Source organism: Priestia sp. 10L35 (assembly GCF_056395685.1).
Map to the genome: position 1 here is coordinate 59,888 of NZ_JBFTKA010000010.1, position 25,081 is coordinate 84,968.

The window sequence follows — 25,081 nt, forward strand, 5'->3', positions numbered from 1 at the left end:
TCTATATGCAAAACACGACAGTTTTATATGTGCCTATAGGTAGAAAAACATTTGATATTGAAGCAGCTGAAATTTATCGTCAAAAAAGTATGGAGTGGCTGAAAGGTAACTGCAGTACTGTGATTGCGCCGGAGCAAATTGTAACTTCAGTTGAAGAACTACAGGGATTTCTTGATTCAATTAAAGGGAATAAGATTGATACCGTTTTATATCAAAGCGTTACGTTTGCTGACGGTGAATTTATGGTTAAGATATTGGAGTATTTTAAACAGCCTGTAATTGTTTGGTCAGTACGTGAACCAAGTGTAGGTGGACGTTTACGTTTAAACTCGCTAACAGGTGGAAATAGCACCAGTAATGTGCTGCGCAACCATCAGCATCCGTTTGCATTTGTATTTGGAAATCCAGATGAGAAAGCTTTACAGGAGCGTCTATTAAGACAAATTAATGTGATGCGCGTGTTAAAAGCATTGAACGAATTAAAAATTGGGGTAGTGGGAGATTATCCACCAGGATTCTTTTTTTCGGCAGCTAACGAAGAAGAATTAAAAAGCGCACTTGGAGTAACTCTTCATAAGATGGATTTACAAGAAGCGTTTAAAGAGTGTGTAAAGCTTCCAGAACAAGAATGGATAGGTGAAGTTGAGCGGGCAGAAAAGCAGGTGATTGGTCTAAATCGAAATGATGAAACCGTTACTAAATTTGCTCAATTTTCCACATATATTAAAAAGCACATTCAAAGTGAAGAGTTAGATGCACTAGCTATGCGATGCTGGCCCGATTTCTTTAATGATTTAGGAGCTGCTCCGTGCTCAACGCTGTCTCAGTTTACGGAAGACGGAATGGTGACATCTTGTGAGTCTGATATTCACGGATCAATCTCCATGTTTATCCTGCGTGAGTTAGCAGGCGGAAATGCACCTTACCTTGGAGATTTGGTTCACATAGACGAAGAAAAAAACTCGGTTGTTTTTTGGCACTGCGGTGCAGGAGCATATTCACTTGCCAATCCTTCTACCGGAGCAACAGCAGGGGTACATCCTAACAGAAAAATTGGTTTTGCGATGGATTTTGGATTAAAAGCAGGAGAAGTAACGATCTTCAGGGTAAGTCATACGCCTGATGGGTATCGCCTTCTAGTGATGAAAGGAAATGCATTAGATGTAGAGCAGCCTTTTACAGGTACATCTGTAGAAGTGGAACTGGCGACAAATGCATCAGACACACTTTATGAACTTATGCACGCGGGGTATGAGCCTCACTTTGCACTAGTGTATGGTGATGTGACAGAACATCTAATTGAACTAGGGCGTATGCTTAATTTAGAAACAAAGGTGTATGTATAAGAAGATTGTACTTCTCTGCTACAGTAAAAGTTAGCCAATACTATATAATAATACCAAACGCTAACTTAAAAGGAGTTTGAGAAAATGAAAGATACAATAGGTTCTAATAAAAATATCGCGCTTTATCTTCAAGTAAAAGATGTCTTAATTAAACGTATACAAGAAAAAGTTTGGAAGCCCAATACGTTAATTCCAACAGAACAAGAATTAATGCAAGAATTTGATGTAAGCCGTACTACCTTAAGACAAGCTATTTCTATGTTAGTACAGGACGGGCTGCTGGAAAAAAAACAAGGCAGGGGAACAATTGTAAAGCCTCAGCCACTTATCGGCGGCAGCTTAGGCAAGCTTAAAGGGCTAGCAGAAGAAGTAGCGGAAAAAGGATTAACACCGAATTCAAAGCTCATTCGTACTGACTTTAAAAAAGATTTGTATTATGAAACTTCCATGCTGGAATTGGACGCTGGAGAAGAGGTTTTAGTTATTGAACGAATTCGTTTTGCTGATGAAGTGCCTATTGCGATTGAACGTTCTTGCTGGCCTCTGCATATTGGGAAAATACTAGTTGAACAAGATTTAAATAGTGCAAAATTTTATGAAGTACTAGAAGAGAATGAAATCTTCTTAAAACGAGCTAAAGAGAAGGTATCTGCTATTAATGCAACGATTTATGAAGCAGATCTGTTAGGCATACGGGGCGGAGAAGCTTTACTTGAAATGACAAGAGTAAGTTACGGTTTTGATGATAAGCCACTTGAATTTACGGTAACAAAATATCGCAGTGACAAATATCATTACAATATTGAACTTACAAGATAAAATGCTAATACAATTGGGGATGTGGAGATAATGACGAGTTTAACTCAAGTCAAACAATATGGTTTATATGTAAACGGGGAATGGGAAACAACAGCAGAAAAAATGGAAGTCTTAAATAAATATACACAGCAGCCTGCAGCTGAAATCTCAGTGGCAACAAAACACGATGTAAATAAAGCTGTGGCCAGCGCGAAAGACGCATTAAAAAACACTTTTTCACCATATGAACGCTACGAGGTATTAATGAAAGCAGCTGAGCTACTGCTAAGCGGCCAAGAAGAATTTGCTGAAATTTTGGCTATTGAAGTTGGAAAGTCTATTCGTGAATCTCGCGGAGAAGTTGAGCGTGCGGCTACAACTTTACAAATTTCAGCGGAAGAGGCAAAGCGTATTCATGGAGAAGGTGTACCTGTTGAATCGGCTCAAGGCTCGGAGAATCGCATGGCTTTTACAGTAAAAGTCCCAGTTGGCGTTGTTGCAGCTATAACACCGTTTAATGTACCTATCAATCTAGTTTGTCATAAACTTGGACCGGCACTTGCAGCTGGGAACAGTGTAGTATTAAAACCTGCTGAAGTCACTCCAATTTGTGCTCTCAAGCTCGCTGAATTAATGGAAGAAGCAGGACTGCCAAAGGGGCGCCTTCAAGTATTGACTGGAGATGGGGCAGAAATTGGTGAATGGTTATTAGAAAACCAGGATGTTAATATGTTTACTTTTACAGGAAGCCCAAGAGTAGGAGAGCTCATTCGATCTAAGGCAGGTTTGCGTAAAGTTTCGCTTGAACTAGGAAATAATTCGGCTACTATCGTACATAAAGACGCTGATTTAGAAAAAGCTGCATCTTTAATTTCTCAAAAAAGCTTTAATAATGCGGGACAAGTTTGTATTTCAGTTCAACGAATTTATGTTCATACGAATATTTATACTGCATTTGTTAATAAGCTAAAAGAAAAAACAGAAAAGCTAGTAGTCGGTAATCCAATGGATGAGCAAACGGATATTGGACCGATGATTCGTCTCAAAGAAGCAGAACGAGTGGAAGAATGGGTAAAAGAAGCGGTAGAAGAAGGGGCAAAAATTGAACTAGGAGGAAAGCGTGATGGTGCTTTCTATCTTCCTACAATTTTGACCAATGTAAATGACGATATGAAAGTTTGTCGTCAAGAAGTATTCGGGCCAGTAGTAGCTATTGCTCGATATGATGAGATTGATGAAGTGATTTCAAAGGTAAATGATTCTGACTATGGGTTGCAGGCAGGCCTTTTTACGAACGACTTACAGTTTGCTATGAAGGCAGCTCGTGAAATCGAAGTAGGCGGATTAATTGTAAATGATGCTTCAGCGTATCGTGTCGATCATATGCCATATGGCGGTGTGAAAAAGAGCGGTAACGGAAAAGAAGGACCGAAATATGCAATTGAAGAAATGACTGAAGAACGTATCATTGTTCTAAATTTATAATTTATTAGTTTAAATGAAAGACCTAGATTTTTAATTTTCTAGGTCTTTCATTTGGAAAATAACAAAGAAAAAATGACGAAGGTGAACAAACATGGAGTTCCTAACAATCCTTCTTCCTATTTTCGGGATTTTTGCACTTGGATTTATTGGACAAAAGAAAATAGGATTTGATACAAAAACGATTTCAACAATGGCACTTTATTTGATGTCTCCAGTTCTCGTGTTCAAAACATTTTACACAACCAAATTTACGATTGATTACTTATATCTTACGTTATACACATTCGCACTTTGCTTTGCATTAATTGTTGTCGTCTATATTATTGCTTATTTTCAGCGATATTCTACTTCAGAAACCTGTGGAATGATATTAGCGTCCTCATTTATGAATAATGGAAACTACGGTACACCTGTTGTTTTATTACTTTTCGGCGTTACAGGCTTAGACTCTGCCATCATTCTAATGGTGATACAGCAACTGGTCATGTGTACAGTTGGAGTTTATTATGCCGCTAAAGGAAGTCCACAAGGAAATGGTATAAAATCAGCCGTTGACGCAGTCCGACGGATACCAATTGTATATGGGGGACTTTTAGGAGCTATATTTCAGTTTCTTCATATTCCATTAAGCAACTCTGTAAAAGAAGCGGTTGATTTAGTAGCCGGTGCAGCTATTCCTACCATCATGATTGTACTTGGCATGCAGCTTGCTAAAATATCAGTTAGAAATTTAGCTAAAGCCAAAGTTTCATGGTCATTAGCTATTAAACTTGTTATTTCACCGTTTATTGCCTATATACTGACACTTCTGCTACCTGTGGATGAGATGGTGAAACAAATTATGATTATTATGGCTGCTATGCCCACAGCTGCTAATACAACTATGTACGCGCTTCAATTTAATACAGAGCCGGAGTTTGTATCAAGTGCAACGTTAATTAGTACCTCTCTAAGCCTTGCTACATTACCTATCATTTTTCTAATTGTTTTATAAAATGACACAGAAAAACGTTCGAATATAGGTTGAAAAATAATTTTATTATATGACTTTAAAAGGAGTAGTCAACGTGAATTCTCCTCATAACGCAGTTTTAAAAAGATATTTAAAATTTATTTTCTATTTTAGCTTTGTGTTCTTCTTATACTTCTACTTCACATACAGTTTTCAACACTACCTGACGAAATATTTGTTTCTTAATTGTTTACTGACAGGGATATCTTTTCTCATTCGAAATTTAAGAGGTTATACGGAAAAACTGTAAAGGCATCGGTAAAGGAAAAAACTTATTAAAAGAACCTATGGATTCTTTTAATAAGTTTTTTTTGGGTCTTAGTATTGTCCTTGAGTATATCTATACAGCGGAGGGGCTCCAATCACTAGTGAATAAAAAGAGCGCCTTACAGCTCATATAAAAATACAAGAGAAATAAATAACAATTTTACTAAATTTCTTGCTTTCATCGAATCTACATAGTATATTTAAATCGTAATGATTACGATTTATGTATAGGAGTGTTCCAATGAAGAAAATACCTGTTACCGTTTTAAGTGGCTATTTAGGCTCTGGAAAAACTACATTATTAAATCATATTTTAAAGAATCGACAAGGATTAAGAGTAGCAGTCATTGTAAATGACATGAGTGAAGTTAATATTGATGCTGAATTAGTAAAGCAGGGTGGAGATTTATCTCGAACTGAAGAAAAGCTTGTTGAAATGTCAAACGGATGTATTTGCTGTACTTTAAGAGAAGATCTTCTGATTGAAGTAGAGAAATTAGCTAAAAGAGGAAATATTGATTATATAGTAATTGAGTCTACAGGCATAAGTGAACCCGTTCCTGTAGCACAAACGTTTTCATATATCGATGAAGAAGTAGGAATCGATTTAACTCAATTCTGTAAACTTGATACGATGGTGACGGTTGTAGATGCAAATCGCTTTTGGAAAGATTTCGAGTCAGGAGATTCTTTACTTGATCGTAAAGAAGCGTTAGGAGAAGAGGATACAAGGGAAATAGCAGACCTATTAATTGATCAAATTGAATTTTGTGATGTGCTGATTTTAAACAAATGTGACCTCGTAACAGAAGATGAACTGCTGAAATTAGAGAACGTACTAAAAACATTACAACCTAGTGCTAAAATTATTCGTGCTATTCATTCACAAGTTGAGTTAGGAGAAATTTTAAATACGAACTTATTTGATTTCGATAAAGCGAGCGCTTCGGCTGGCTGGATAAAGGAACTCGATGAAGGCCATCATGCGCATACACCTGAAACAGAGGAATATGGAATTAGTTCTTTTGTCTATGACATAAAAAGGCCTTTTCATTCAGAACGCTTTACTGAATGGGTTTATTCAATGCCAAAGCAAATAGTGAGAGCTAAAGGGATTGCATGGTGCGCTAGCAGAAATAACGTAGCGCTTTTAATGTCTCAAGCTGGACCATCTGTAAGTATTGAGCCTATTTCTTATTGGGTTGCCTCCTTGCCAAGAAACCAACAAGAGCAAATTATTAAACAAAATCCGCATTTATTGGATGAATGGGATGATCAGTTTGGTGACCGTCATACCAAATTAGTATTTATCGGTGTGGATTTAGAACAAGATAAAATTGAAAAGGAATTAGATCAATGTCTTCTAACGGAGGAAGAGCTGGAAGAGGATTGGAGTAAGTTTACAGATTCCTTCACTTGGCATTTACAACAGGCGTAGTAGAAAATATCTTATCTCATTTGTGGCTTCTAAAATGTCAAAAGGTTTGATTTATACTGCAATCAAAGGAAGCAGGTTAGTACTGTTAGTACTTTTTAACCTGCTTATTCCTCATAAGGTGTAATGATTGGTTTTTTATAATAAAACGTAAAGAAAGCGAGAATATAATGATTTTATCTGATAAAACTATCGAGCAAAAAATAAAAGACAAACAATTACATATTGAACCGTTAAAAGATAATCAAATTCAACCTGCTTCAGTGGATTTAAGAATAGGATCTAGCTATTTAAAGGTTAAAGAGCATCAAGTAGGTGTCATGTCTTTACACCAAGAAATTAAATATGAACACCTAAAAAGTGATGAAATAATTATTCCCCCGCATTCTTTCTTGCTGGCAACTACATTGGAATATATTAAGCTTCCCAACAATCTAACTGCTTTTGTAGAAGGCAGAAGCTCTATAGGCAGAATGGGGTTGTTTATACAAAATGCCGGCTGGGTAGATCCAGGGTTTGAAGGACAAATTACTCTTGAACTATATAATGCTAACCGCCTGCCCATAAGGTTAATTAAAGGATGGAGAATTTGCCAATTAGTATTTGCTCAAATGGATCAATCCACTATTAATCCTTACAGAGGAAAATATCAAGGACAAAAGAATGCTACAGGAAGTAGAATTTTCTTAGATGAGGGTAGATAGGGGAATTAAGACTAATAGACGAATTCCGGTATGGTGTGAAATAACAGAGTATAACAAAAGATATATGGAAACTAAAAGTAAACGCTCGGGTCATATGAAAGAAACGAAACATTGAATATAAAAGAAGAAATGAGTGAAGATAGGTGAAACAAATTGAAATATATATACTTGGTGGCTTTTTAGGGAGTGGAAAAACGACCTTATTACAAACTATTTTAAAGCAAGAGAAAAAACGAAAGAAAAAAGTGGCTGTTTTATTAAATGAAATAGGAGAGCACTCTGTTGATACAGATATTATTGGAAGAGAAACGCCGTTCAGAGAGCTTTTAAATGGCTGTATTTGCTGCACGATGAAGGATCAATTAGAACTGCAGCTATTATCTATCTATCAACAGCATCAGCCAGATGTTATTTACATAGAAACAACGGGAGTCGCACACCCTTTAGAAGTTTTAGACGCTTGTTTATCCCCTGTTATTGCGCCATATATTGATGTTAAGTCTATTATTAGCGTCATTGATTTAAGCAGATGGAAAGATCGTAAGGAATTGAATAATTCAATTCAAAAGCTGCTTGTAGAACAAATAAAATATAGTGATCATTTAATCTTAAATAAAAGTGATTTAGTAACCAAAGAAGATCAATTATTTCTACAAGAGGAAATAAGAGAGATAAATGCTAAGGCTCAAATGAGCAGAACAACATATGGGAATATTTCATCTCTAGAAGAAATTAATCATTCCTTTCATTCCTCTGTTGATAGTCATACTGAACTACACGTTCATCACCATCTGCATATCCAAACGATGACTTATCAATTTGAAGGTAAAGTTATAAAAGAAGAATTTGAAAAATGGATAAAAGAACTGCCAGGTACTATTTATCGAATAAAAGGTTTCTTAAAGTTTGTGGGGAGCGAAGAAGATACTTATTTATTTCAATATTCATATGGAATGCCGTACTCTTTTCCACAAAAAAAATTCTTTCCAAACAATCTCGTCGTTATTGGTGAAAAATTTGATATAGAAAGACTAAACAAAGAGTTAAAAAGCTTAGAAGAAAGCGCGAAGCAAAAAAGTTTTTTGTAAAAAAAGACGCATTCTTCGCAATTTATCTATTGGATAAGGGGGATAGGTTATTTGATGCTGATTAAAGTAGAAGAAAATGTGTAAGAAAAGCCTCGATTTTTTATCAGTAAATCGTTTTCTTTATAAGCATAAGGGGGAAATAAATGAACCTAGATCATTTATACAAGCATGTAATAATGGATCATGCGAAAAATAGAAGAAACCACAGATCGATAGAATTCCACACTCATAAAGTACATTATAAAAATCCTACTTGTGGAGATATCATGATAATGTATGCAGTCATTAAAGGCGATAGAGTGCATGATATATCTTTTATAGGAGAAGGTTGTTTTATTAGTATGGCTTCTTCATCGATGTTTACAACGATAGCAAAAGACAAAAAAGTAGAAGAAATAAAGGATATTTCTACCCTTATAAAAAATATGATTGTACGTGGAAGTGAAGTAGAAGATCCTCAAATACAAGATGCGATTAGTTTAAGAGATATTTATAAGCTGCCTTCAAGACATAATTGTGCGTTAATGCCCTGGCAAGCATTTGATAAATTATTAAAAATGAAACAAGAACAACAAATTAAGTAAGAAGTAAAAAAATTATGCAGCTCCACTCTGGACAAATCCTCTCAACAGTCATTGTAAGACCTTAATTAAATGGTGTCGTTCTATGTGTTGTCTCGTGCAAAAGAAATATATGCACCTATCGCAGGAGCAATCGATTCTATTTTTCCAACTAAACATGCTTTTACAATGAAAACTGACAGTGGAATTAGCATTTTGGTTCATATTGGTACCGACATAGTACAGCTAGAGCGCACTCCTTTTGAACTCAGTGCTAATGAAGAAGACTATGTGAAACCAGGTGATCTACTAGGTACTGCTGATTTTGATTATATAAAAGACAAGGGTAAGGGAATAGAAGTGTATGTGGTTTTTCCAGAACTTGATGATTCAAAAGAATTAACGCTGATTAAAAGGGGATAGAGTTAGCAATCAAGATATTATTGGTACAATTTGATTGTTATAAAGGCACTTTAAAACGAGAGTGTTGCTATAATGAGAAAATTTCAGTTTAAAAATAAATTATATGAAAGCAACTAGAAATAACGCAGAATTGTTATTCCTCCTAGAAGATACACTTTATATGTTAAAATTCGGTGATTTTAGGCTCTATATATGAAATTATTTGAGCCTTAAGAATTACAATAAAATTCCTGATTTTTGAATAATTCTAGTAGGTTATTTTCAAATTACTAGAAATACAATTCAAGCTTTTGAATATCTGGTAGGATAATACATATAAAGTATTTTTTAGGTTTGGGGGATTTTATAGAGATGCAATTTACAAAGAAAATTAAACTTTCCTTATGTACGACTTTAACAGCTGGTGTATTACTTACATCTACTGCTGTGGGAACGCCGGTAAGCGTAAATGCAGCAGAAAGTCAGGAACTTTCTACAACAGAACAACAAGAACTTAATACTATATTAGAGCATTTAGAGTTCAATAAAGAAGATAATCAAATTACCATCGTTAATGAAGACGAATTAAAAAATGATCTTAATGATTCTAGTGCTTATAACCAGTTAGAAGGTTCAGTTGAACAACTTAATAATATTCTAAAGTATGTAAAATTCGACGAAGATAAGAATCAAGTAATCATTGAAAATAAAGAGAAAGTAAAAGATAACCTTGATTCTACTTCATACAATCAACTAACAGCTACAGTAGAACAATTTAACGAAATTATTGATAGTCCAGAAGGTAAAGAATTAAAAGAAAAAATCTTTAAAGAACTTGGTGAAAGTAAAACGTCTTCTGGTACAGTTTCAATTCAAGGAATTAGTGGCTGTGGAGCAGCTTCGATTGCTGGATTTGCTCATACTGCTGCTTTCAGTGGCCTAATGACTGTTGCTGGGGTAAGTGGACCTGCAGGATGGGCTATTGGCACCGGAGTTGGTGCTGTATGGTTAGGTGCTAGTGCTGCTGCTGGTTGTTTATCATAATAAGGTGGTGATATAACATGAGTCCTGATAACACTTTCAAAGATTTTTTAGGCGGTAAAATAGACTTGTTCTCAAGAGGATCTTTTCAGATGTTTACGTTTTTGATTTTATTCTCTCCACTATTTACGCATATGTTTAAAGAAAACGTTTTGCTTTATATAATGTTTGCTTTACTAATTACAATCAACAATTTAGGAGTAGAATTCTTCTCAATTAAGAAAAGAGGCCCAGAACCTAAAAAATATATTTTGCTTTTTCTAAGTATTAGTTTGCCTGTTGATATTTTGTTACTATGCTTATTCTACATTTTAGGCTAACTGTTTTAAAAGTTCTCTATTATCTTAATAGAGGACTTTTTCCAATTAGTAATCATGGAGATCAACTTAATCCCATAAGCAGGGGTGTTATATACCTGGATATTTTACTTTATCCAATATATGTAGCAATTGTAATTGCCTTATCTAGAAAAAGTAAAAGCTAATAAATAAAGAAATTACATCCTTTAAAATAAAGCAGATGTTATAATGCAGCTATTGTTCGTATTTGAGTACGTATGAAAGAACTTCTATAAAAAGTAACCGCGTCATTGGCAAACGAGGTTGCTTTTTTATGTTCAGATTATATATGCGAAAAAATTGTGTTACTGGCACTTAAAGGAACAAGGAGCTTAATTTAAGCTCCTTGTTCTAATTTTTATCATGACCTTCAAAAACTTATCCAATATAGATTTGCACTAGCAATCAACCCAAAAGATATAAATCCCACAATTTTTACAGGGTGAGTAATTTTATATGTAACAAAGGGGTTAACTCTTCTTATTACCTCTGCGAAGAGTAGAGTACCTATGGATGCGAGTGCTAGTCCAAGCAACAAAGCATTCTCCTTTAACTGAACAAAATCAAAAATTAAATAAATAAGAAAGACCCATAGATAAGCTAAAAAGATATTTAAAATAATAGATAATAAAAAATCTTTACAGTTCATAATTAACTCCCATTACAATTTTTTCTAGTTTCTATGATTTTATCATAGAAACTTTTTTATATTGCTATTTAGTAATCATTTTTCAGGAACAGTCATAAATATTTTTATTTAATTTGTAAAAATATTTTGAATTAATAATCGGTCTATGATAATATTTAAAACAGTAAATCATATATAAAATTTAAAATCACATATGTGATTAAGAAAGGATTTCTTCATGTCAGTAAAATCAGCAGAACGTGTATTAAGGGTATTTGAATTGATTGCTCAACACCCTGAGGGATTAACAGTAAAAGAGGTTAGTGATTTACTTTCGCTTCCGCAAAGCAGTACGTTTAACCTTGTGGGAACACTTCACAATGAAGGATATTTAAATCAGGACTCATTAAAGAGGTACAAGCTAGGGCCAAAGCTAATTCAAATTGGAACAGCGGCTATGGAATCGTTGGATATTTCTTCTGAGGGAAAACCGTATTTAAAGAAACTGATGGAGGATGTTCAGGAAACGGTGTTTATGGCTTTGCTGTCAGATGGAGAATTAGTCTATGTTGTTAAGATTGACAATAATCGCTCCATTAGAACAACAGCTCAGCCTGGTAACCGTAAGCCGCTCTATTGTACAGGATTAGGAAAAACCTTTTTAGCTTTTCTTCCTAAAGATCAGCGAGAACAGCTGCTTGAATATATAGAGCTGCTGCCTATTACGGATTATACAATTACAGATAAAAAAGTTCTTAATGACAATTTAGACTCTTTTATTCAAATGGGCTATGCAATTGATGATGAAGAAAATGAGGAAGGGTTATTTTGCCTTGCTGCACCTGTATTTGGAGCAAAGGGAAGCATTCAAGCTGCTATTAGCGTAGCTGGCCCTAAGGAAAGAATGCTGAAACATAAGGACTTTATAGTAGAAAGGCTGCTTCAAACGTCAGCTAATATATCTTTTATTGCTGGATATGAAGAGGCGAAGAGATAAATGAAAAGAGGGGTAAGATGGATGTGATAAGCATGGGGGAAACAATGATTCTGTTTACCCCACACTCGAATGGAAAGATGCGATATGCTAAAGATTTTTCTTCGAAAATGGCAGGGGCAGAAAGTAATACGTTGATTGCCCTGTCAAAACTCGGTTATCAAACGGGATGGGTTAGCCGATTAGGAAAAGACGAGCTAGGAGAGCGGATTCTTTCAAGTATAAAAGGAGAAGGAATAGATGTAAAACATGTGATATTTGATGATAATGCTCCTACAGGTCTGTTTTTAAAACAAAAAACAAATGAAATGAATAGTAAAGTGTTTTATTACAGACAAGGTTCAGCAGCAAGCTTTATGAATCCGCGTGATATGAATGAAGAGTACATCTCTTCTGCTAAATACTTGTACGTGACAGGGATTACACCTGCGCTGAGCGATTCCTGCCACGAAGCTGTTTTTCAAGCGATGAAAGCTGCTAAAAAAAATGGCGTAAAAATAGTGTTTGATCCAAATTTGCGAAAGACGCTTTGGGATGAATCAGCTGCGCGTCAAACACTAACTAAAATGGCTACATATGCGGATATTATCTTACCAGGAATGAATGAAGGTCAGTTTTTATTTGAGAAGGATAATCCTGAAGATATTGCATCAGCGTTTCATCAATTAGGTGCAGAACTAGTCGTTATTAAGCTAGGTGAAGAAGGAGCTTATTACTCAACTAAAAATGAATCCGCTTACGTAGAAGGTTTTAAAGTTGCTAGAGTGATAGATCCAGTAGGAGCTGGTGATGGGTTCGCCGCGGGGATACTATCGGGACTAATAGATAAATCCTCTTTAAAAGAAACGGTCAGAAGAGGGTGTGCTATAGGAGCTATGGTCGTAACCGTAGAGGGTGACATTGAAGGCTTGCCTGATAAGAAAGAGCTTTACGAATTTATGAATGCGATTACAAAAGAAGACGTTATACGATAAAAGAAAGGGGCTTACCAATGACGGATAGTTTATCACATTTATTAGAGCATAAAATCGTTGCGATTATTAGAGGAGCCAAACCGCAGGATGTAGTGAAAATTGCCTCTGCGCTTAATGACGGCGGTGTAAAAAATATAGAGATTACTCTAAATTCGCCTGACGCACTTTCAGCCATTAAAGAGGTTTCTACAGGGTTGGGTGATCAAGTGTTAGTAGGAGCAGGTACAGTGCTTGATCCTGAAACAGCACGTTCAGCTATTTTAGCAGGAGCAAAGTTTATCCTTTCCCCAACTGTTAACACGGAAACGATTAAACTAACGAAAAGATACGGTGCGGTGAGTATTCCAGGGGCTTTTTCACCTACTGAAATTCTAACGGCATATGAAAATGGGGGAGATATTATAAAAGTATTTCCTGCTAGGCTGGGTGCTAGCTATATTAAAGATATTCGAGGGCCGCTTCCCCATATTCCACTTCTTCCAACAGGAGGAGTGAGCTTAGACAATATTCAAGAATTTGAAGAAGCAGGTGCTGTAGGGTTTGGTATTGGAAGTTCTTTAGTTGATACAAAACGTGAAATTACTCATGCATACCTGCAGGAGTTAACACAAAAGGCTAAAGCGTACGTAGCCGCAGTAAATCGTATAACGAAAGGGGAAAAAGTACATGAAAATTACTAATTATGAATTGTTCCAAGTGCCGCCACGCTGGTTGTTTTTAAAAATAGAAACAGACGAAGGAATTGTTGGATGGGGGGAACCTGTTATTGAAGGAAGAGCCTCTACCGTTAAAGCTGCAGTAGATGAGCTGATGGAGTATCTTATTGGCAAAGATCCATTAAATATTGAAGATCATTGGAACGTTATGTACCGAGGCGGCTTCTATCGAGGCGGACCTATTTTAATGAGTGCCATATCAGGGATTGACCAAGCTCTGTGGGACATCAAAGGAAAATATTACGATGCTCCTGTACATCAACTGTTAGGCGGAAAAGCAAGAGAATCTATTAAAGTATATTCTTGGATTGGAGGAGACCGGCCTTCAGATGTAGGCGAAGCAGCAAGAGAAGTTGTTTCACAAGGATTTACAGCAGTAAAAATGAATGGAACAGAAGAGCTTCAATATGTGGATTCATATGAAAAAATTGATCAAGTAGTAGAACGTATTGCTGCTGTCAGAGAAGCAGTGGGACCTTATGTAGGAATAGGTATTGATTTTCACGGACGTGTACATAAGCCAATGGCAAAGATTTTAGCTAAAGAACTAGAGGTCTATCGCCCAATGTTTATTGAAGAGCCGGTTTTGCCGGAAAACAATGAGGCGTTAAGAGAAATTGCCAATCACGTATCCATTCCTATCGCTACAGGAGAAAGAATGTTTTCAAAATGGGAGTTTAAAAAGCTCTTAACGGACGGATACGTCGATATTATTCAGCCTGATTTATCACATGCAGGAGGAATTACAGAATGTAAGAAAATTATTTCAATGGCTGAAGCCTTTGATGTAGCAGCTGCACCTCATTGCCCGTTAGGACCAATTGCATTAGCTGCGTGTCTTCAAGTAGATGCAACGTGTCACAACGCATTTATTCAAGAGCAAAGCTTAGGCATTCACTATAACCAAGGCAGTGATTTACTAGATTATATTGTTGATAACCACGTATTTAAATACGAAGAAGGCTTCGTGAAAATTCCTGATGGACCTGGTTTAGGTATTGAGATTAACGAAGACCATGTTAGAAAAATGGCTGATATCGGCCATAATTGGCGTAATCCAGTATGGCGTCATAAAGACGGTTCTGTAGCGGAATGGTAAAGGGGAAACCATTTTAGTACAAAAGATCTGATTGATAAATGACCGTCAGTCAGATCTTTTCTTAAACTAGTCATATACAGGGGGATAAGGGAATGAAGGGGTATAGCGAAAAGCCGACTCGCGTTAGATTTCGTGTTTTAGCATTTATTTTCATAAGCGTTGTCATCAACTATATGGATCGAAGCAATATTTCTGTAGCTGCCACAGCCATGTCCAAAGATTTAAAGCTATCATCAGTAGAACTGGGTCTCATATTTTCAGCCTTTGGATGGGCTTATGCTGCTCTGCAAATACCAGGAGGGGTAATGGCTGACCGTTTTGGTGCTCGTGCTACGTATGCCTTTAGTTTAATTACCTGGTCTATTGTTACGCTGCTGCAAGGATTTACTAAGGGATTTGTGAGTCTTTTTGGTCTGCGTTTAGCAACAGGAGCATTCGAAGCACCGGCTTTTCCGACCAATAATAAAGTAGTCACCAGCTGGTTTCCAAATCAGGAAAGAGCATCAGCTATTGCTTTTTATACTTCAGGACAGTTTGCAGGGCTAGCATTTTTAACACCGACACTAGTTACCATTCAGCACTTTTTAGGGTGGAGAGGTCTGTTTATTACTACTGGGATTATCGGTATAGCGTGGGGCATTATATGGTATATCTTTTATCGTGATCCTTCTCAGCATAGCAAAGTAAATAAAGCAGAATTACAGCATATCGAAGAAGGTGGAGGCTTAGTTAAAGCTGCTGATAATAAAGGAGAAAGAGCAAAGTTCGAATGGGGAAATCTTAAAGAAGCCTTTTCTCACAGAAAGCTATGGGGCATCTACTTAGGACAGTTTGCCGTCAACTCTACTTTATGGTTCTTCCTTACATGGTTTCCAACGTACCTTGTGGAATATAGAGGGTTAGATTTCTTGAAATCAGGATTCTTAGCATCAGCTCCGTTTTTAGCAGCGTTTGTAGGAGTATTATTATCTGGCTTTGTATCTGACGCCTTAGTGAAAAAAGGAGTATCACTAGGGATTGCAAGAAAAACACCTATTATCGTAGGTCTGCTTTTATCAACTTCAATTATCGGAGCCAATTATGTAAATAGCACATCTCTCATTATCATGTTTATGGCTATTGCGTTTTTTGGAAATGGCCTAGCTTCTATTACATGGGTGTTTGTCTCAACGCTAGCACCTAAACACTTAGTCGGTTTGACAGGTGGAGTCTTTAACTTTATCGGAGGTCTAGCTTCTATCATCGTTCCAATTGTTATTGGTTTCTTAGCTAAAGGAGGAAACTTTGCTCCAGCGCTAGTATTCATAGCTGCATTGGCTCTTTTAGGAGCACTTTCGTATATCTTCCTTGTAGGAAAAGTGGAAAGAATTAAAGTGGTTAAAGATAAAGAATTGAATCGAGATATTGTGTAAGGTTGTTTATAGTTTTATAGGAATCATACATCTGAAATTATTTGTGGCTGGATTAAAAGAGAATTCGTAAAAGTTTTATTAAAGATAGAGCATAAATTTTGTTGGAGACCAACGGGTTTATGCTTTTTTTACTTATAAAAAAGGATTTCAGTCCCTACAAGAATAAGATTATTAGGTTAGGTAGTAGTGATATTCATGAATACAAAAACATGATAAAATATACAAAGTTTCTACCTTTTATTAACAATAGTCAAAGAATAATAGATAGAAAATGGTTATTAGAGAATGGAAGGTGTATTTATGAAAAAGGTTTTAACAACTTAAACTGTATTATTGCTAGCATTATCAGCTTGCAGTAGTAATCAAAACAAGTAAATAAGAGCAGACCTTCCTTATAGTAGGGCCTGTTTTTTTCTTTTTCTAAAAAGGAGCCGATGTTGTTTGTCCATGTGTCAAAGTCAACAGTATAAGCAGTCTTTATTCATAGATGATTGTTACAATACTAACAGTGCAGGTTCGATTAAAAGCCTAAGAAAGAAATAAAATCGGAGGTAGCAAAATGGGGAAGAGTGGAATGTTTAAAGATTTTAATTTTAAACTAGTGGTTATTGAAGCTTTATTAGATCAAGACCCGTTATTTCTAAAAGAATTAACCGACTTAAAAGATAAGTATACGAATAATTTTGAATGGTATTCTGGAGCTGGACCCATTGTTGAAATCAAAGATTATTTAGAAGAGTTAACCCTAGAAAAGAGTGATTTGGAAAAGATTGAATCCCTTTGCTTTGATGGAGGTAATGAAATTTATCATATTCTAAAGCCAGATTGGGATGGAGAAGACAGTTCATTTGACGTACTATCTGTTGAAGGATTTCAGAACTTAAAGAATCTAAAAACAGTGGACTATATTTCAATGTGTCATCCAGGAGTATTACAACCATTCAAGGAAGCCGGAATTAAGATTGAGGATTAATGAGAAGGATGTTATTGTAGTAAGGGAAGCAATTCGTCTTTATGAAGAATAAAGAGAGAACCAGTAATGAAATATAATGTTCAAATTTATGAAGATAAACAAGGAATGCTTATGATAGATGTTCCTGATAAAATTTTTTTAGTTATAGATTTATTATTAAGTGATGTACAAGAAGATGGATCGAAATTATGGCTAGATTTAATTGATAAAGTACTTTCAAAGAAATCTTCTTATGAAGAATTGACTGGAAATGCCTGTACTATAGAAATTAAATATGATGTAACAAAAATTGTGAATGAATATGCTGAAGAAGATCAAAAGGCGAATTGTCTAATTGAAACAGCTGAGCTAAAACAGATTCTGCTTAAATGGGATGATGCTGTTAGAAATAAATACGCAGAATAGAAATTAATTAATTTAAAAGTATGGTGGGGCCTTTATACGAGATGAAGAAAAAATAAATCTCTTATAAAGGCTTCTTTTTATTTCTTTCTAGTTCACATAAAACGTATTATCGGCAGAAAAAGAGTACCTAATCACTTGTCGGTACTTTTTTCAGATATTAATACAGATTCATAGACAAACCAATAAACTAATGGTTATACGATAATCAAAATAAATCCATTTTCAAAAGAAATTTTGTTAAGATTACAATATATGTATGGAAAGATTAAATGTTCATGTAGATACATTTGGCATACACAGAAAGGGGAAAAAATTTTGTCGATTTACCATAAAGTAATTGGAGATGGATATCCCATCGTTATGTTGCATGGTTGGACACTTGACCATCAAGTGATGTTAAATGCAATGGAACCGTTATTCGAGAAACGAAGCCATTGGAAGAGAATATACATAGACTTACCAGGGATGGGGAATTCCGAGCCTCAATTGTCTATTCAGAACTCTGATAACATTTTAGAAGCGATATTACGTCTTTTGGACGAAATTATTCCTGACCAACAGTTTATTGTTTGTGGCAATTCATATGGAGGGTACATTGCCAGAGGTATAGTCCGTTCACGCCAGGACAAAGTTCGTGGATTACTGCTAATGGCACCATTGATTATACCTGAATATGATGAAAGGGTGGTGCCCCAACAGACTGTTCTAAAGAAAGACAACGACTTGATATCACGTTTGTCTCCAGAGGAAGCTGATGAATTTTGTTCCATGGGGGTAGTCCAAGGTCAAACTGAATGGGAGAGGTTTCAAAATGAAATTTTACTTCCTTCTAAACAAACAAATCATGAATTTGTAAACAGCATTCGTCAAAATGGATATGGCTTTACATTTGATATTTCATTTAAACTTGAGCATCCCACACTCATTATAACAGGACGTCAGGATAATGTAGTGGGATATCAGGATGCGTGGCAACTAATCGAAGATTACCCAAGGGCAACTTTTGCAGTGCTTGATATGGCTGGTCACAACCTACAAATTGAACAAACTGATGTATTTAACGTATTAGTGCATAACTGGTTAAACAGACTTGAGCTGGACAACTTTTGATTGGTATAACTTATCTTTATACTCATACTTAACATAACCAACATTATAGAAGCCAATTGAATAAGTAAAAAGCTACAACTAAAAATGAATGAAACAAAGACCCTCAAGTTCTCTATACTGTTGAATTTGAGGGTGTTATGTCATATTTAAATTATTAACTATTTTTCATTAATAGTAGAGACATTAATAGAAAACTCCTCAATAACTTAACCTCTATAAACACTAGCACATGTATCTGGTTTTGGTTCATAATAACAATGATTTTTAAATTGACCAGATGCAGGTTGACCGTACCATGTTGGAGGGCACGGAGCATGGGGATTAAAATACCAAAGAGCAAATTTCGCTGGGTGTTGTCTCCAATAATCCAAATTCTGCTTTGCTAATCTTTTTTCAACACCTCTTGCTCTTTGATAAAACACATTGCCTTTTTGAACAGCTTCAAACGAATAATTCCCCCCCTGTACTTGATAAATGACTTGTGAAACGGTTCTTAAATTTTTAAAATCTATACAATTTGCTGCAAGACGATTAACAATTACATTTCCCACATATAACATTCCTTGTCTTCCTTCACCTTCAGCTTCTGCTCGCATCATCCTTGCCATTAAGTTAATGTCTGAATTACTGTACTTTACTCTTGCCATTTATTCACCCCCAAAACATAGTATGAAAAAAAGCCTATATTGATGTCATTGTTTATAAGCTAGCAATGCTTAGTTTTCACATATCATCGCGCATATTTAATCATTACCATTAAATAAATTGATACTAATTAGCTACCGCAGTAGGTGATCGTTAGATGCTTATCGAATACGTTATAGGCAGTAACATTGTAAATTGAATGCCTCAAGTTTTAAAAATATGCCTTCGCAATAAATATCATCTCTCAGCCTGTACTAGTTACAAATCTGGCACTGATTCATTTGTGCAATTTACTAATATTAAAATTTTAAGGAGAGAGAAAATGGGAACATTATTTAATCAACCAACACGAAAAGATTATTTTGATAATGATGCTGTTAAATTTCTTGATACAGTAAAAATTCTTGCAAGAGATCATGGCCTGACAGTTGAAGAGACCTGTCGTGTTTTAGAACTATCTATGAAAATTGATGATTATGATCGCAAAGATGAACACATAGTAGCATTAGGACGATTAATAAAAGATTTAATTAATGAAATTTCTATGTTAAGAGAAAAGTTATAACCTAATAAAGTAGAAAAAACATCTAGAGAGTAAGACATTTCTTCTACTTTAAGATGGCTAAAACACAGTTAAACTAAAAAAGAGAAGGTTTTTAACCTTCTCTTTTTCTATATCATCGATGTTTAAATACTCTTTTTCATTCCGCATTCTCGACATTCACGTAAGAATACGCCACCCTTTACAGAACTTTTGAAGTAAGATGAATTGCAGTTGTTACATCTGCCACTCACCTTATCCGGAAATGCAGCATAGTCATACACTTTATCTAGATCGATTTCTTGCTCTTTTATTTCTTCCAGGTTGATCACTCTTTTCTATTTGGCTTTTATTAGACTACCACAATTACATCTATATAGAAGGGGTATGTTAAAATTACTCTGGTTTTTCCACTAGTTGCATCTGAAAAATTTGCGTTTCTTGAATATTGGCTCTTTGAAGTTCCTGTTTAAAGGATTCTCCTTCTTTTAGTTTAATAATTTTCTTTGAAGCGTCACGTAACGTGTATACTCTAAAATTGTACATGAATGTACCTCTACCAAAATAAATGCTTCCTGTACACGATTTCTTCAGGAACTAAGCCAAGCGAACATCGATGAGATCGCTTAACCTCATTTTATTCTTCAACTCAAATACGTCATCAATGAAAATAAATAAATCCCCAAGAGAATCGACAAACTGAATGAATCCTGTCTCTGTTATGAAATGACCTTACCTATAGTATTTCTTAAAGGCATAGACTCTTTCACTCTACGAAAGGTTAATATTTAAATAACAGTTCGTCGTTATTAAAATATTCTTCACTTCTATGAGGCCTGTCTAAATAAAATGTACGCGAAATGAATAATAATCTTCTTGATTTATCTGTTGTATATAAATATAATGTAACTGAAGTACGCAAAAAGAGAACATGAAATTTAAAATACACTTTTCGTTATTATCATTTTTTGATTCCATTCATTACCTATATGCAAGAAACGCATGTTTATTATAATGAGATTACAGTATGAAGAGATTGAAGGAGATACCCCAACTTAATGCTGTAGTTTCGTTAATTAAGTTACACCTGGAATAAATACTAAATTCCTTTAGCTTTCGGAGAAAATATGTGCAGTTACTACGATTTAGATTTTTTGAAAGCGATATCATTTCATTAAAAGAAAAACATTTTAAGGGATTTAATTATTTTAACAAGTTATAGAAATATCTAGTGTTATTGCTACCTTATCTCTAGACACTAGATAAAGAAGATATTTCTTTATCTGAAATGGGGGAATAATAGATTAGGATATTATTGTTAGACAATAAACAGGATTTCAAAAAGGTTAAAAGGATAATAGAAAACCTCTTTATAAACGATACTATATGCTCAGGTATATAAGGTGAGCCGAAAAAGTGTATTTTACATTAAAAATTTTGAAAACGCTTTACTGAAGGGGGGAGTTAATTTCAAATTATATGATTACCATTTATTTTAAAGATTATTTACACATTGGACTTATTTTTAATTATTGTCTTTTTTTATAGACGCTAGCCTAAGCATAGGCTCTCTTTAAGTGTTTTAATGAACCGCAAATTGAAAGGGGTTACAACTATGAAGAAATTGGGATTAGCTACACAAATATTTATTGGACTTGCGTTCGGGATTGCTATAGGCGCTATTTTTTATGGAAATAATACAGTGATGGCCATTCTTCAACCTTTAGGGGATATTTTTCTTCACCTAATTAAAATGATTGTTATTCCTATCGTTGTATCCGCACTCATCGTATCTATAGCTGGTGTAGGTGATATTAAAAAGTTAGGAAGACTAGGTGGAAAAACCATTCTTTATTTTGAAATTGTGACTACAATTGCATTAGCAGTGGGCTTATTGGCCGCAAATTTATTCCATCCAGGTACTGGTATAGATATGGGAAACCTTGAGAAAGGTGATATATCCAAATATGAAGAAACATCTAAAACGACTGAGAGTGCAGGTGTAGCAGCTCAAATCGTTCATATCATCCCAACTAATATATTCCAATCATTGACTGAAGGAAATTTATTAGCGATTATCTTTTTCTCAGTCTTATTTGGTCTAGGAGTTGCAGCAATTGGAGAAAAAGGCAAACCAGTTTTAAACTTTTTTGAAGGCGTACTAGAATCCATGTTTTGGATGACAAACTTAGTTATGAAATTTGCTCCATTTGGCGTATTTGCTTTAATTGGTTTGAATGTGGCGAAGTTTGGAATTGGTTCATTAATCCCTTTAGGAAAGTTAGTACTCGTTATATATCTGACCATGATTTTCTTTGTTTTTGTAGTATTAGGTATTATTGCAAAAATGGCTGGAACGAATGTTTTAGTCCTTATAAAAATCTTAAAAGATGAGTTAATTTTAGCGTTTACAACCGCAAGCTCTGAAGCAGTATTGCCAAGGTTAATGACTAAAATGGAGAACTTTGGTTGTCCGAAAGCTGTTACATCATTTGTTATTCCGACAGGATATACCTTTAACCTTGATGGGTCATCCATTTACCAAGCCATTGCTGCCCTTTTTATTGCACAAATGTATGGCATTCATTTATCTTTCATAGAACAAATTACACTTTTAGTTGTGTTGATGTTGACTTCTAAGGGAATGGCAGGAGTTGCAGGAGCATCATTTGTTGTTGTATTAACAACATTGGGCTCAATGGGATTACCTTTAGAAGGTATGGCATTCATTGCTGGCATTGATCGCATCTTAGATATGCTTCGTACATCTGTCAACGTAGTAGGTAACGCATTAGCTGCTATTGTGATGTCTAAGTGGGAAGGCGGATTCGATAAAGAAAAAGCAAAACATTATACAGATTCTATTAAAAAATCAGATGTAGCTTAAAATAATTTATTTGTTTATAAAGAAGGAGATCAATATTATGACAGATATGGGAACGCTTGAAAAACAAGATGTAAGAATTGAAAAAGATTTCTTAGGAACGAAAGAAGTGCCTGTCAGCGCTTATTATGGAATTCAAACATTACGTGCAGTTGAAAATTTCCCAATAACAGGTTACCAGATTCACCCGGAACTCATTAAAGCATTAGGAATTGTTAAAAAAGCTGCTGCTCTTGCTAATATGGAAACAAAAAGGTTATATGATGGGTTGGGTCATTCAATTATTGAAGCAGCAGACGAGGTTATTGAAGGGAAAAGAAATAATCAATTTATTGTTGATCCAATACAGGGTGGTGCGGGGACTTCAACGAACATGAATGCAAATGAGGTTATTGCAAATAGAGCTTTAGAGTTACTTGGTCATAAGAAAGGTTCTTATTCCAATTTAAGCCCTAATAGTCATGTAAACATGTCACAGTCAACAAATGACGTATTCCCAACTGCTATCCATATTGCAACGCTTAATCTGTTAAATAAGTTACTGAAAACAATGAATTATATGCACAGTGTATTTCAGCAAAAGGCAGAACAATTTGATTCTATTATAAAGATGGGACGTACTCACCTACAGGATGCGGTTCCAATCCGTCTTGGTCAAGAATTTGAATCATATAGTCGTGTTCTTGAGCGCGATATGAAACGTATTAAGCAATCTTATGGACATTTATATGAGGTTAATATGGGAGCAACTGCAGTTGGAACGGGTTTAAATGCAGATCCACTTTATATCGAAAATGTTGTAAGATATCTAGCAAATATCAGTGGTTTACCACTTAAGAAAGCCAATCATCTTGTAGACGCGACTCAAAATACAGATGCTTATACAGAAGTCTCTGCTAACTTAAAAGTTTGCATGATTAATATGTCTAAAATTGCGAATGATATCCGATTAATGGCATCTGGTCCTCGTGCAGGATTAGCTGAACTTATATTACCAGCTCGTCAACCTGGTTCATCTATTATGCCTGGAAAGGTCAATCCTGTCATGCCTGAAATGATTAATCAAGTAGCTTTTCAAGTTATAGGTAATGATCATACAATTTGCCTGGCATCGGAAGCAGGTCAACTTGAACTAAATGTGATGGAGCCTGTTCTTGTGTTTAACTTGCTTCAGTCGATCAGTATTATGAATAACGCATTCCAAGTTTTCACAGACCATTGCCTGAGAGGCATTGAAGCAAATGAGGGACGTTTAAAAGAGTATGTAGAAAAAAGTGTAGGGATTATTACAGCCGTAAATCCACATATCGGATATGAAGTAGCAGCACGAATTGCTAGAGAGGCTATTTTAAATGGAAAGTCGGTACGAGAACTATGTTTGCAATATGACGTATTGACTGAGGAGGAGCTTGAGTTAATTTTAAATCCCTATGAAATGACGAACCCAGGTATATCTGGCAGCTCTCTTTTTGACAGAAATTAATTTTTAAAGCGTGCTCCATATTAAGTTTATCGTATAAGCCACCTACTTTGGATATCCCTAGGTGGCTTATTTTCTATATACACGTAAAAAAATACCAACTACCATTCAAACCATGCTATTTTTTATAGTCTAAGTACCACCTAAATGCTTTTCTTCATGCCGCACTCTCGACATTCACGTAGAAAAATGCCCCCTTTTATAGAACTGTTGAAGTAAGATGAATTGCAGTTATCGCATCGGACACTAACTTTATTCGGAAATTCAGCATAGTCGTAAACTTTATCAAGGATGATTTTTTGCTACTCTTTCTCTTCTATAAGGAAAAGAGGTATCAGAGAGAGCAATTAAAAATACTTCATCATATAAAGCCATGGCAAAAGCATTAGAAAATCTTTCAAAGGAAGATATTGCTTCATTGTTAAACATGCATAAAAGTTTATTGACTTCTTTAAAAGAAATGTACTTCTAACAAGTAAAGAGCCTAATTGGATATTCGATTTGCTTTCTTATTTTCCTACTGATAACACTTTTTATATTAACTAAAGGCGTATATCATATACAACTTAAACACAGAAAAAACTACTGCTCCTGTTGAACTGCACCCCAATTGTTAGACAAAAACTAATAATTGGAGGTGCAGTTTTTTATGTCAAAACACACACTTGAAACAAAGTTAAAAGCTGTAGATTTCTACATCAATAAGCAATATTCATATAAAGAAACAGCTGAGTTATATGGTGC

Annotated in this window: 27 protein-coding genes; 22 read left to right on the forward strand and 5 right to left on the reverse strand. The window is 35.2% G+C overall.

Annotated features, from left to right (window positions below; translation table 11 throughout):
* Positions 1-5 precede the first annotated feature (5 nt).
* From sftI to AC1DEF_RS25150, 11 genes are all read left to right on the forward strand, one after another.
* The gene (sftI, locus tag AC1DEF_RS25100; RefSeq protein ID WP_097823024.1) at positions 6-1,346 is read left to right on the forward strand and encodes a sulfoquinovose isomerase; all 1,341 of its coding nucleotides are present in this window, start codon (positions 6-8) and stop codon (positions 1,344-1,346) included.
* 84 nt (positions 1,347-1,430) lie between these two features.
* On the forward strand, positions 1,431-2,165 hold the full coding sequence (locus AC1DEF_RS25105; RefSeq protein ID WP_043980950.1) for a GntR family transcriptional regulator: 735 nt from the start codon (positions 1,431-1,433) through the stop codon (positions 2,163-2,165).
* Positions 2,166-2,195: 30 nt separating this feature from the next.
* Positions 2,196-3,629 carry an aldehyde dehydrogenase family protein gene (locus AC1DEF_RS25110; RefSeq protein WP_097823023.1) on the forward strand — a complete coding sequence of 478 codons (1,434 nt, stop codon included), beginning with the start codon at positions 2,196-2,198 and terminating at the stop codon, positions 3,627-3,629.
* A 91-nt stretch (positions 3,630-3,720) separates the two neighbouring features.
* Positions 3,721-4,623 carry an AEC family transporter gene (locus AC1DEF_RS25115; RefSeq protein WP_097823022.1) on the forward strand — a complete coding sequence of 301 codons (903 nt, stop codon included), beginning with the start codon at positions 3,721-3,723 and terminating at the stop codon, positions 4,621-4,623.
* Between the two features lie 526 nt (positions 4,624-5,149).
* Positions 5,150-6,346 (forward strand): GTP-binding protein, encoded by a 1,197-nt coding sequence (locus AC1DEF_RS25120; protein ID WP_097823021.1) that lies wholly within the window; start codon positions 5,150-5,152, stop codon positions 6,344-6,346.
* Positions 6,347-6,513: 167 nt separating this feature from the next.
* A complete protein-coding gene (gene dcd, locus AC1DEF_RS25125) occupies positions 6,514-7,047 on the forward strand; it encodes a dCTP deaminase (protein ID WP_097823020.1) in 534 nt (177 codons plus the stop codon).
* Positions 7,048-7,190: 143 nt separating this feature from the next.
* A complete protein-coding gene (locus AC1DEF_RS25130; protein WP_097823019.1) occupies positions 7,191-8,135 on the forward strand; it encodes a CobW family GTP-binding protein in 945 nt (314 codons plus the stop codon).
* 143 nt (positions 8,136-8,278) lie between these two features.
* A complete protein-coding gene (gene sufU / locus AC1DEF_RS25135) occupies positions 8,279-8,719 on the forward strand; it encodes a Fe-S cluster assembly sulfur transfer protein SufU (protein ID WP_097823018.1) in 441 nt (146 codons plus the stop codon).
* Between the two features lie 69 nt (positions 8,720-8,788).
* Entirely contained in the window at positions 8,789-9,118 is a 330-nt protein-coding gene (locus tag AC1DEF_RS25140; protein WP_097823017.1) for a PTS sugar transporter subunit IIA, read from the forward strand.
* A 351-nt stretch (positions 9,119-9,469) separates the two neighbouring features.
* Positions 9,470-10,141: a hypothetical protein gene (locus tag AC1DEF_RS25145; protein ID WP_097823016.1), complete on the forward strand. Its 672-nt coding sequence runs from the start codon at positions 9,470-9,472 to the stop codon at positions 10,139-10,141.
* A gap of 17 nt (positions 10,142-10,158) precedes the next feature.
* Positions 10,159-10,458 (forward strand): hypothetical protein, encoded by a 300-nt coding sequence (locus AC1DEF_RS25150; RefSeq protein ID WP_097823015.1) that lies wholly within the window; start codon positions 10,159-10,161, stop codon positions 10,456-10,458.
* A 388-nt stretch (positions 10,459-10,846) separates the two neighbouring features.
* Here AC1DEF_RS25150 and AC1DEF_RS25155 read toward each other — a convergent pair whose 3' ends face one another.
* Positions 10,847-11,125, reverse strand: a complete 279-nt coding sequence (locus AC1DEF_RS25155) for a hypothetical protein (RefSeq protein WP_097823014.1) — start codon at positions 11,123-11,125, stop codon at positions 10,847-10,849.
* A 217-nt stretch (positions 11,126-11,342) separates the two neighbouring features.
* Here AC1DEF_RS25155 and AC1DEF_RS25160 point away from each other — a divergent pair, with 217 nt between their 5' ends.
* From AC1DEF_RS25160 to AC1DEF_RS25195, 8 genes are all read left to right on the forward strand, one after another.
* A complete protein-coding gene (locus AC1DEF_RS25160; protein WP_097823013.1) occupies positions 11,343-12,101 on the forward strand; it encodes an IclR family transcriptional regulator in 759 nt (252 codons plus the stop codon).
* A 17-nt stretch (positions 12,102-12,118) separates the two neighbouring features.
* Positions 12,119-13,072: a sugar kinase gene (locus tag AC1DEF_RS25165; RefSeq protein WP_097823012.1), complete on the forward strand. Its 954-nt coding sequence runs from the start codon at positions 12,119-12,121 to the stop codon at positions 13,070-13,072.
* A 17-nt stretch (positions 13,073-13,089) separates the two neighbouring features.
* Positions 13,090-13,752, forward strand: coding sequence for a bifunctional 4-hydroxy-2-oxoglutarate aldolase/2-dehydro-3-deoxy-phosphogluconate aldolase (locus AC1DEF_RS25170; protein ID WP_097823011.1), 663 nt, complete (start codon positions 13,090-13,092; stop codon positions 13,750-13,752).
* Complete coding sequence (gene dgoD / locus AC1DEF_RS25175) at positions 13,739-14,887, forward strand: galactonate dehydratase (RefSeq protein ID WP_028409932.1); 1,149 nt, start codon at positions 13,739-13,741, stop codon at positions 14,885-14,887. Before AC1DEF_RS25170 ends, dgoD begins: the two co-directional genes overlap by 14 nt.
* Positions 14,888-14,979: 92 nt before the next feature.
* Complete coding sequence (locus AC1DEF_RS25180; RefSeq protein ID WP_097823010.1) at positions 14,980-16,299, forward strand: MFS transporter; 1,320 nt, start codon at positions 14,980-14,982, stop codon at positions 16,297-16,299.
* Between the two features lie 559 nt (positions 16,300-16,858).
* Positions 16,859-17,272, forward strand: a complete 414-nt coding sequence (locus AC1DEF_RS25185) for a DUF6892 domain-containing protein (RefSeq protein ID WP_097823008.1) — start codon at positions 16,859-16,861, stop codon at positions 17,270-17,272.
* A gap of 66 nt (positions 17,273-17,338) precedes the next feature.
* Entirely contained in the window at positions 17,339-17,677 is a 339-nt protein-coding gene (locus tag AC1DEF_RS25190) for a hypothetical protein (protein ID WP_097823007.1), read from the forward strand.
* 315 nt (positions 17,678-17,992) lie between these two features.
* A complete protein-coding gene (locus tag AC1DEF_RS25195; RefSeq protein WP_097823006.1) occupies positions 17,993-18,787 on the forward strand; it encodes an alpha/beta fold hydrolase in 795 nt (264 codons plus the stop codon).
* 206 nt (positions 18,788-18,993) lie between these two features.
* On the opposite strand, the gene AC1DEF_RS25200 is transcribed toward AC1DEF_RS25195, so the two are convergent.
* The gene (locus AC1DEF_RS25200; protein WP_028409572.1) at positions 18,994-19,434 is read right to left on the reverse strand and encodes a cell wall hydrolase; all 441 of its coding nucleotides are present in this window, start codon (positions 19,432-19,434) and stop codon (positions 18,994-18,996) included.
* A gap of 320 nt (positions 19,435-19,754) precedes the next feature.
* On the opposite strand from AC1DEF_RS25200, the gene AC1DEF_RS25205 reads away from it, so the two are divergent.
* Positions 19,755-19,997 carry a hypothetical protein gene (locus tag AC1DEF_RS25205; RefSeq protein WP_097823005.1) on the forward strand — a complete coding sequence of 81 codons (243 nt, stop codon included), beginning with the start codon at positions 19,755-19,757 and terminating at the stop codon, positions 19,995-19,997.
* Between the two features lie 122 nt (positions 19,998-20,119).
* Here AC1DEF_RS25205 and AC1DEF_RS25210 read toward each other — a convergent pair whose 3' ends face one another.
* Positions 20,120-20,296, reverse strand: coding sequence for a DUF8096 family protein (locus tag AC1DEF_RS25210; protein ID WP_097823078.1), 177 nt, complete (start codon positions 20,294-20,296; stop codon positions 20,120-20,122).
* A 1,292-nt stretch (positions 20,297-21,588) separates the two neighbouring features.
* Between AC1DEF_RS25210 and AC1DEF_RS25215 the strand changes: the two genes are divergently transcribed.
* Positions 21,589-22,860, forward strand: a complete 1,272-nt coding sequence (locus AC1DEF_RS25215) for a cation:dicarboxylate symporter family transporter (protein ID WP_097823004.1) — start codon at positions 21,589-21,591, stop codon at positions 22,858-22,860.
* A gap of 46 nt (positions 22,861-22,906) precedes the next feature.
* Positions 22,907-24,340: an aspartate ammonia-lyase gene (gene aspA, locus AC1DEF_RS25220; RefSeq protein ID WP_097823077.1), complete on the forward strand. Its 1,434-nt coding sequence runs from the start codon at positions 22,907-22,909 to the stop codon at positions 24,338-24,340.
* Positions 24,341-24,480: 140 nt separating this feature from the next.
* Here the strand turns inward: aspA and AC1DEF_RS25225 are convergent, their stop codons facing one another.
* Both AC1DEF_RS25225 and AC1DEF_RS25230 read right to left on the reverse strand, forming a co-directional pair.
* On the reverse strand, positions 24,481-24,633 hold the full coding sequence (locus AC1DEF_RS25225; protein WP_097823076.1) for a DUF8096 family protein: 153 nt from the start codon (positions 24,631-24,633) through the stop codon (positions 24,481-24,483).
* On the reverse strand, positions 24,623-24,766 hold the full coding sequence (locus AC1DEF_RS25230; protein WP_176550078.1) for a hypothetical protein: 144 nt from the start codon (positions 24,764-24,766) through the stop codon (positions 24,623-24,625). The genes AC1DEF_RS25225 and AC1DEF_RS25230 overlap by 11 nt, the downstream gene beginning before the upstream one ends.
* Positions 24,767-25,081: the final 315 nt, after the last annotated feature.

Bases quoted from the DNA above. Each gene is read 5' to 3' on its own strand.
- AC1DEF_RS25190 (WP_097823007.1), top strand. From the start codon at position 17,339: ATGAAATATAATGTTCAAATTTATGAAGATAAACAAGGAATGCTTATG.
- dcd (WP_097823020.1), top strand. From the start codon at position 6,514: ATGATTTTATCTGATAAAACTATCGAGCAAAAAATAAAAGACAAACAA.
- AC1DEF_RS25115 (WP_097823022.1), top strand. From the start codon at position 3,721: ATGGAGTTCCTAACAATCCTTCTTCCTATTTTCGGGATTTTTGCACTT.
- aspA (WP_097823077.1), top strand. From the start codon at position 22,907: ATGGGAACGCTTGAAAAACAAGATGTAAGAATTGAAAAAGATTTCTTA.
- AC1DEF_RS25185 (WP_097823008.1), top strand. From the start codon at position 16,859: ATGGGGAAGAGTGGAATGTTTAAAGATTTTAATTTTAAACTAGTGGTT.
- AC1DEF_RS25205 (WP_097823005.1), top strand. From the start codon at position 19,755: ATGGGAACATTATTTAATCAACCAACACGAAAAGATTATTTTGATAAT.
- AC1DEF_RS25200 (WP_028409572.1), bottom strand. From the start codon at position 19,434: ATGGCAAGAGTAAAGTACAGTAATTCAGACATTAACTTAATGGCAAGG.
- sufU (WP_097823018.1), top strand. From the start codon at position 8,279: ATGAACCTAGATCATTTATACAAGCATGTAATAATGGATCATGCGAAA.
- AC1DEF_RS25150 (WP_097823015.1), top strand. From the start codon at position 10,159: ATGAGTCCTGATAACACTTTCAAAGATTTTTTAGGCGGTAAAATAGAC.
- dgoD (WP_028409932.1), top strand. From the start codon at position 13,739: ATGAAAATTACTAATTATGAATTGTTCCAAGTGCCGCCACGCTGGTTG.
- AC1DEF_RS25230 (WP_176550078.1), bottom strand. From the start codon at position 24,766: ATGTTTAACAATGAAGCAATATCTTCCTTTGAAAGATTTTCTAATGCT.
- AC1DEF_RS25155 (WP_097823014.1), bottom strand. From the start codon at position 11,125: ATGAACTGTAAAGATTTTTTATTATCTATTATTTTAAATATCTTTTTA.
- AC1DEF_RS25160 (WP_097823013.1), top strand. From the start codon at position 11,343: ATGTCAGTAAAATCAGCAGAACGTGTATTAAGGGTATTTGAATTGATT.
- AC1DEF_RS25215 (WP_097823004.1), top strand. From the start codon at position 21,589: ATGAAGAAATTGGGATTAGCTACACAAATATTTATTGGACTTGCGTTC.
- AC1DEF_RS25105 (WP_043980950.1), top strand. From the start codon at position 1,431: ATGAAAGATACAATAGGTTCTAATAAAAATATCGCGCTTTATCTTCAA.
- AC1DEF_RS25180 (WP_097823010.1), top strand. From the start codon at position 14,980: ATGAAGGGGTATAGCGAAAAGCCGACTCGCGTTAGATTTCGTGTTTTA.
- sftI (WP_097823024.1), top strand. From the start codon at position 6: ATGCAAAACACGACAGTTTTATATGTGCCTATAGGTAGAAAAACATTT.
- AC1DEF_RS25110 (WP_097823023.1), top strand. From the start codon at position 2,196: ATGACGAGTTTAACTCAAGTCAAACAATATGGTTTATATGTAAACGGG.
- AC1DEF_RS25165 (WP_097823012.1), top strand. From the start codon at position 12,119: ATGGATGTGATAAGCATGGGGGAAACAATGATTCTGTTTACCCCACAC.
- AC1DEF_RS25170 (WP_097823011.1), top strand. From the start codon at position 13,090: ATGACGGATAGTTTATCACATTTATTAGAGCATAAAATCGTTGCGATT.
- AC1DEF_RS25140 (WP_097823017.1), top strand. From the start codon at position 8,789: ATGGTGTCGTTCTATGTGTTGTCTCGTGCAAAAGAAATATATGCACCT.
- AC1DEF_RS25120 (WP_097823021.1), top strand. From the start codon at position 5,150: ATGAAGAAAATACCTGTTACCGTTTTAAGTGGCTATTTAGGCTCTGGA.
- AC1DEF_RS25145 (WP_097823016.1), top strand. From the start codon at position 9,470: ATGCAATTTACAAAGAAAATTAAACTTTCCTTATGTACGACTTTAACA.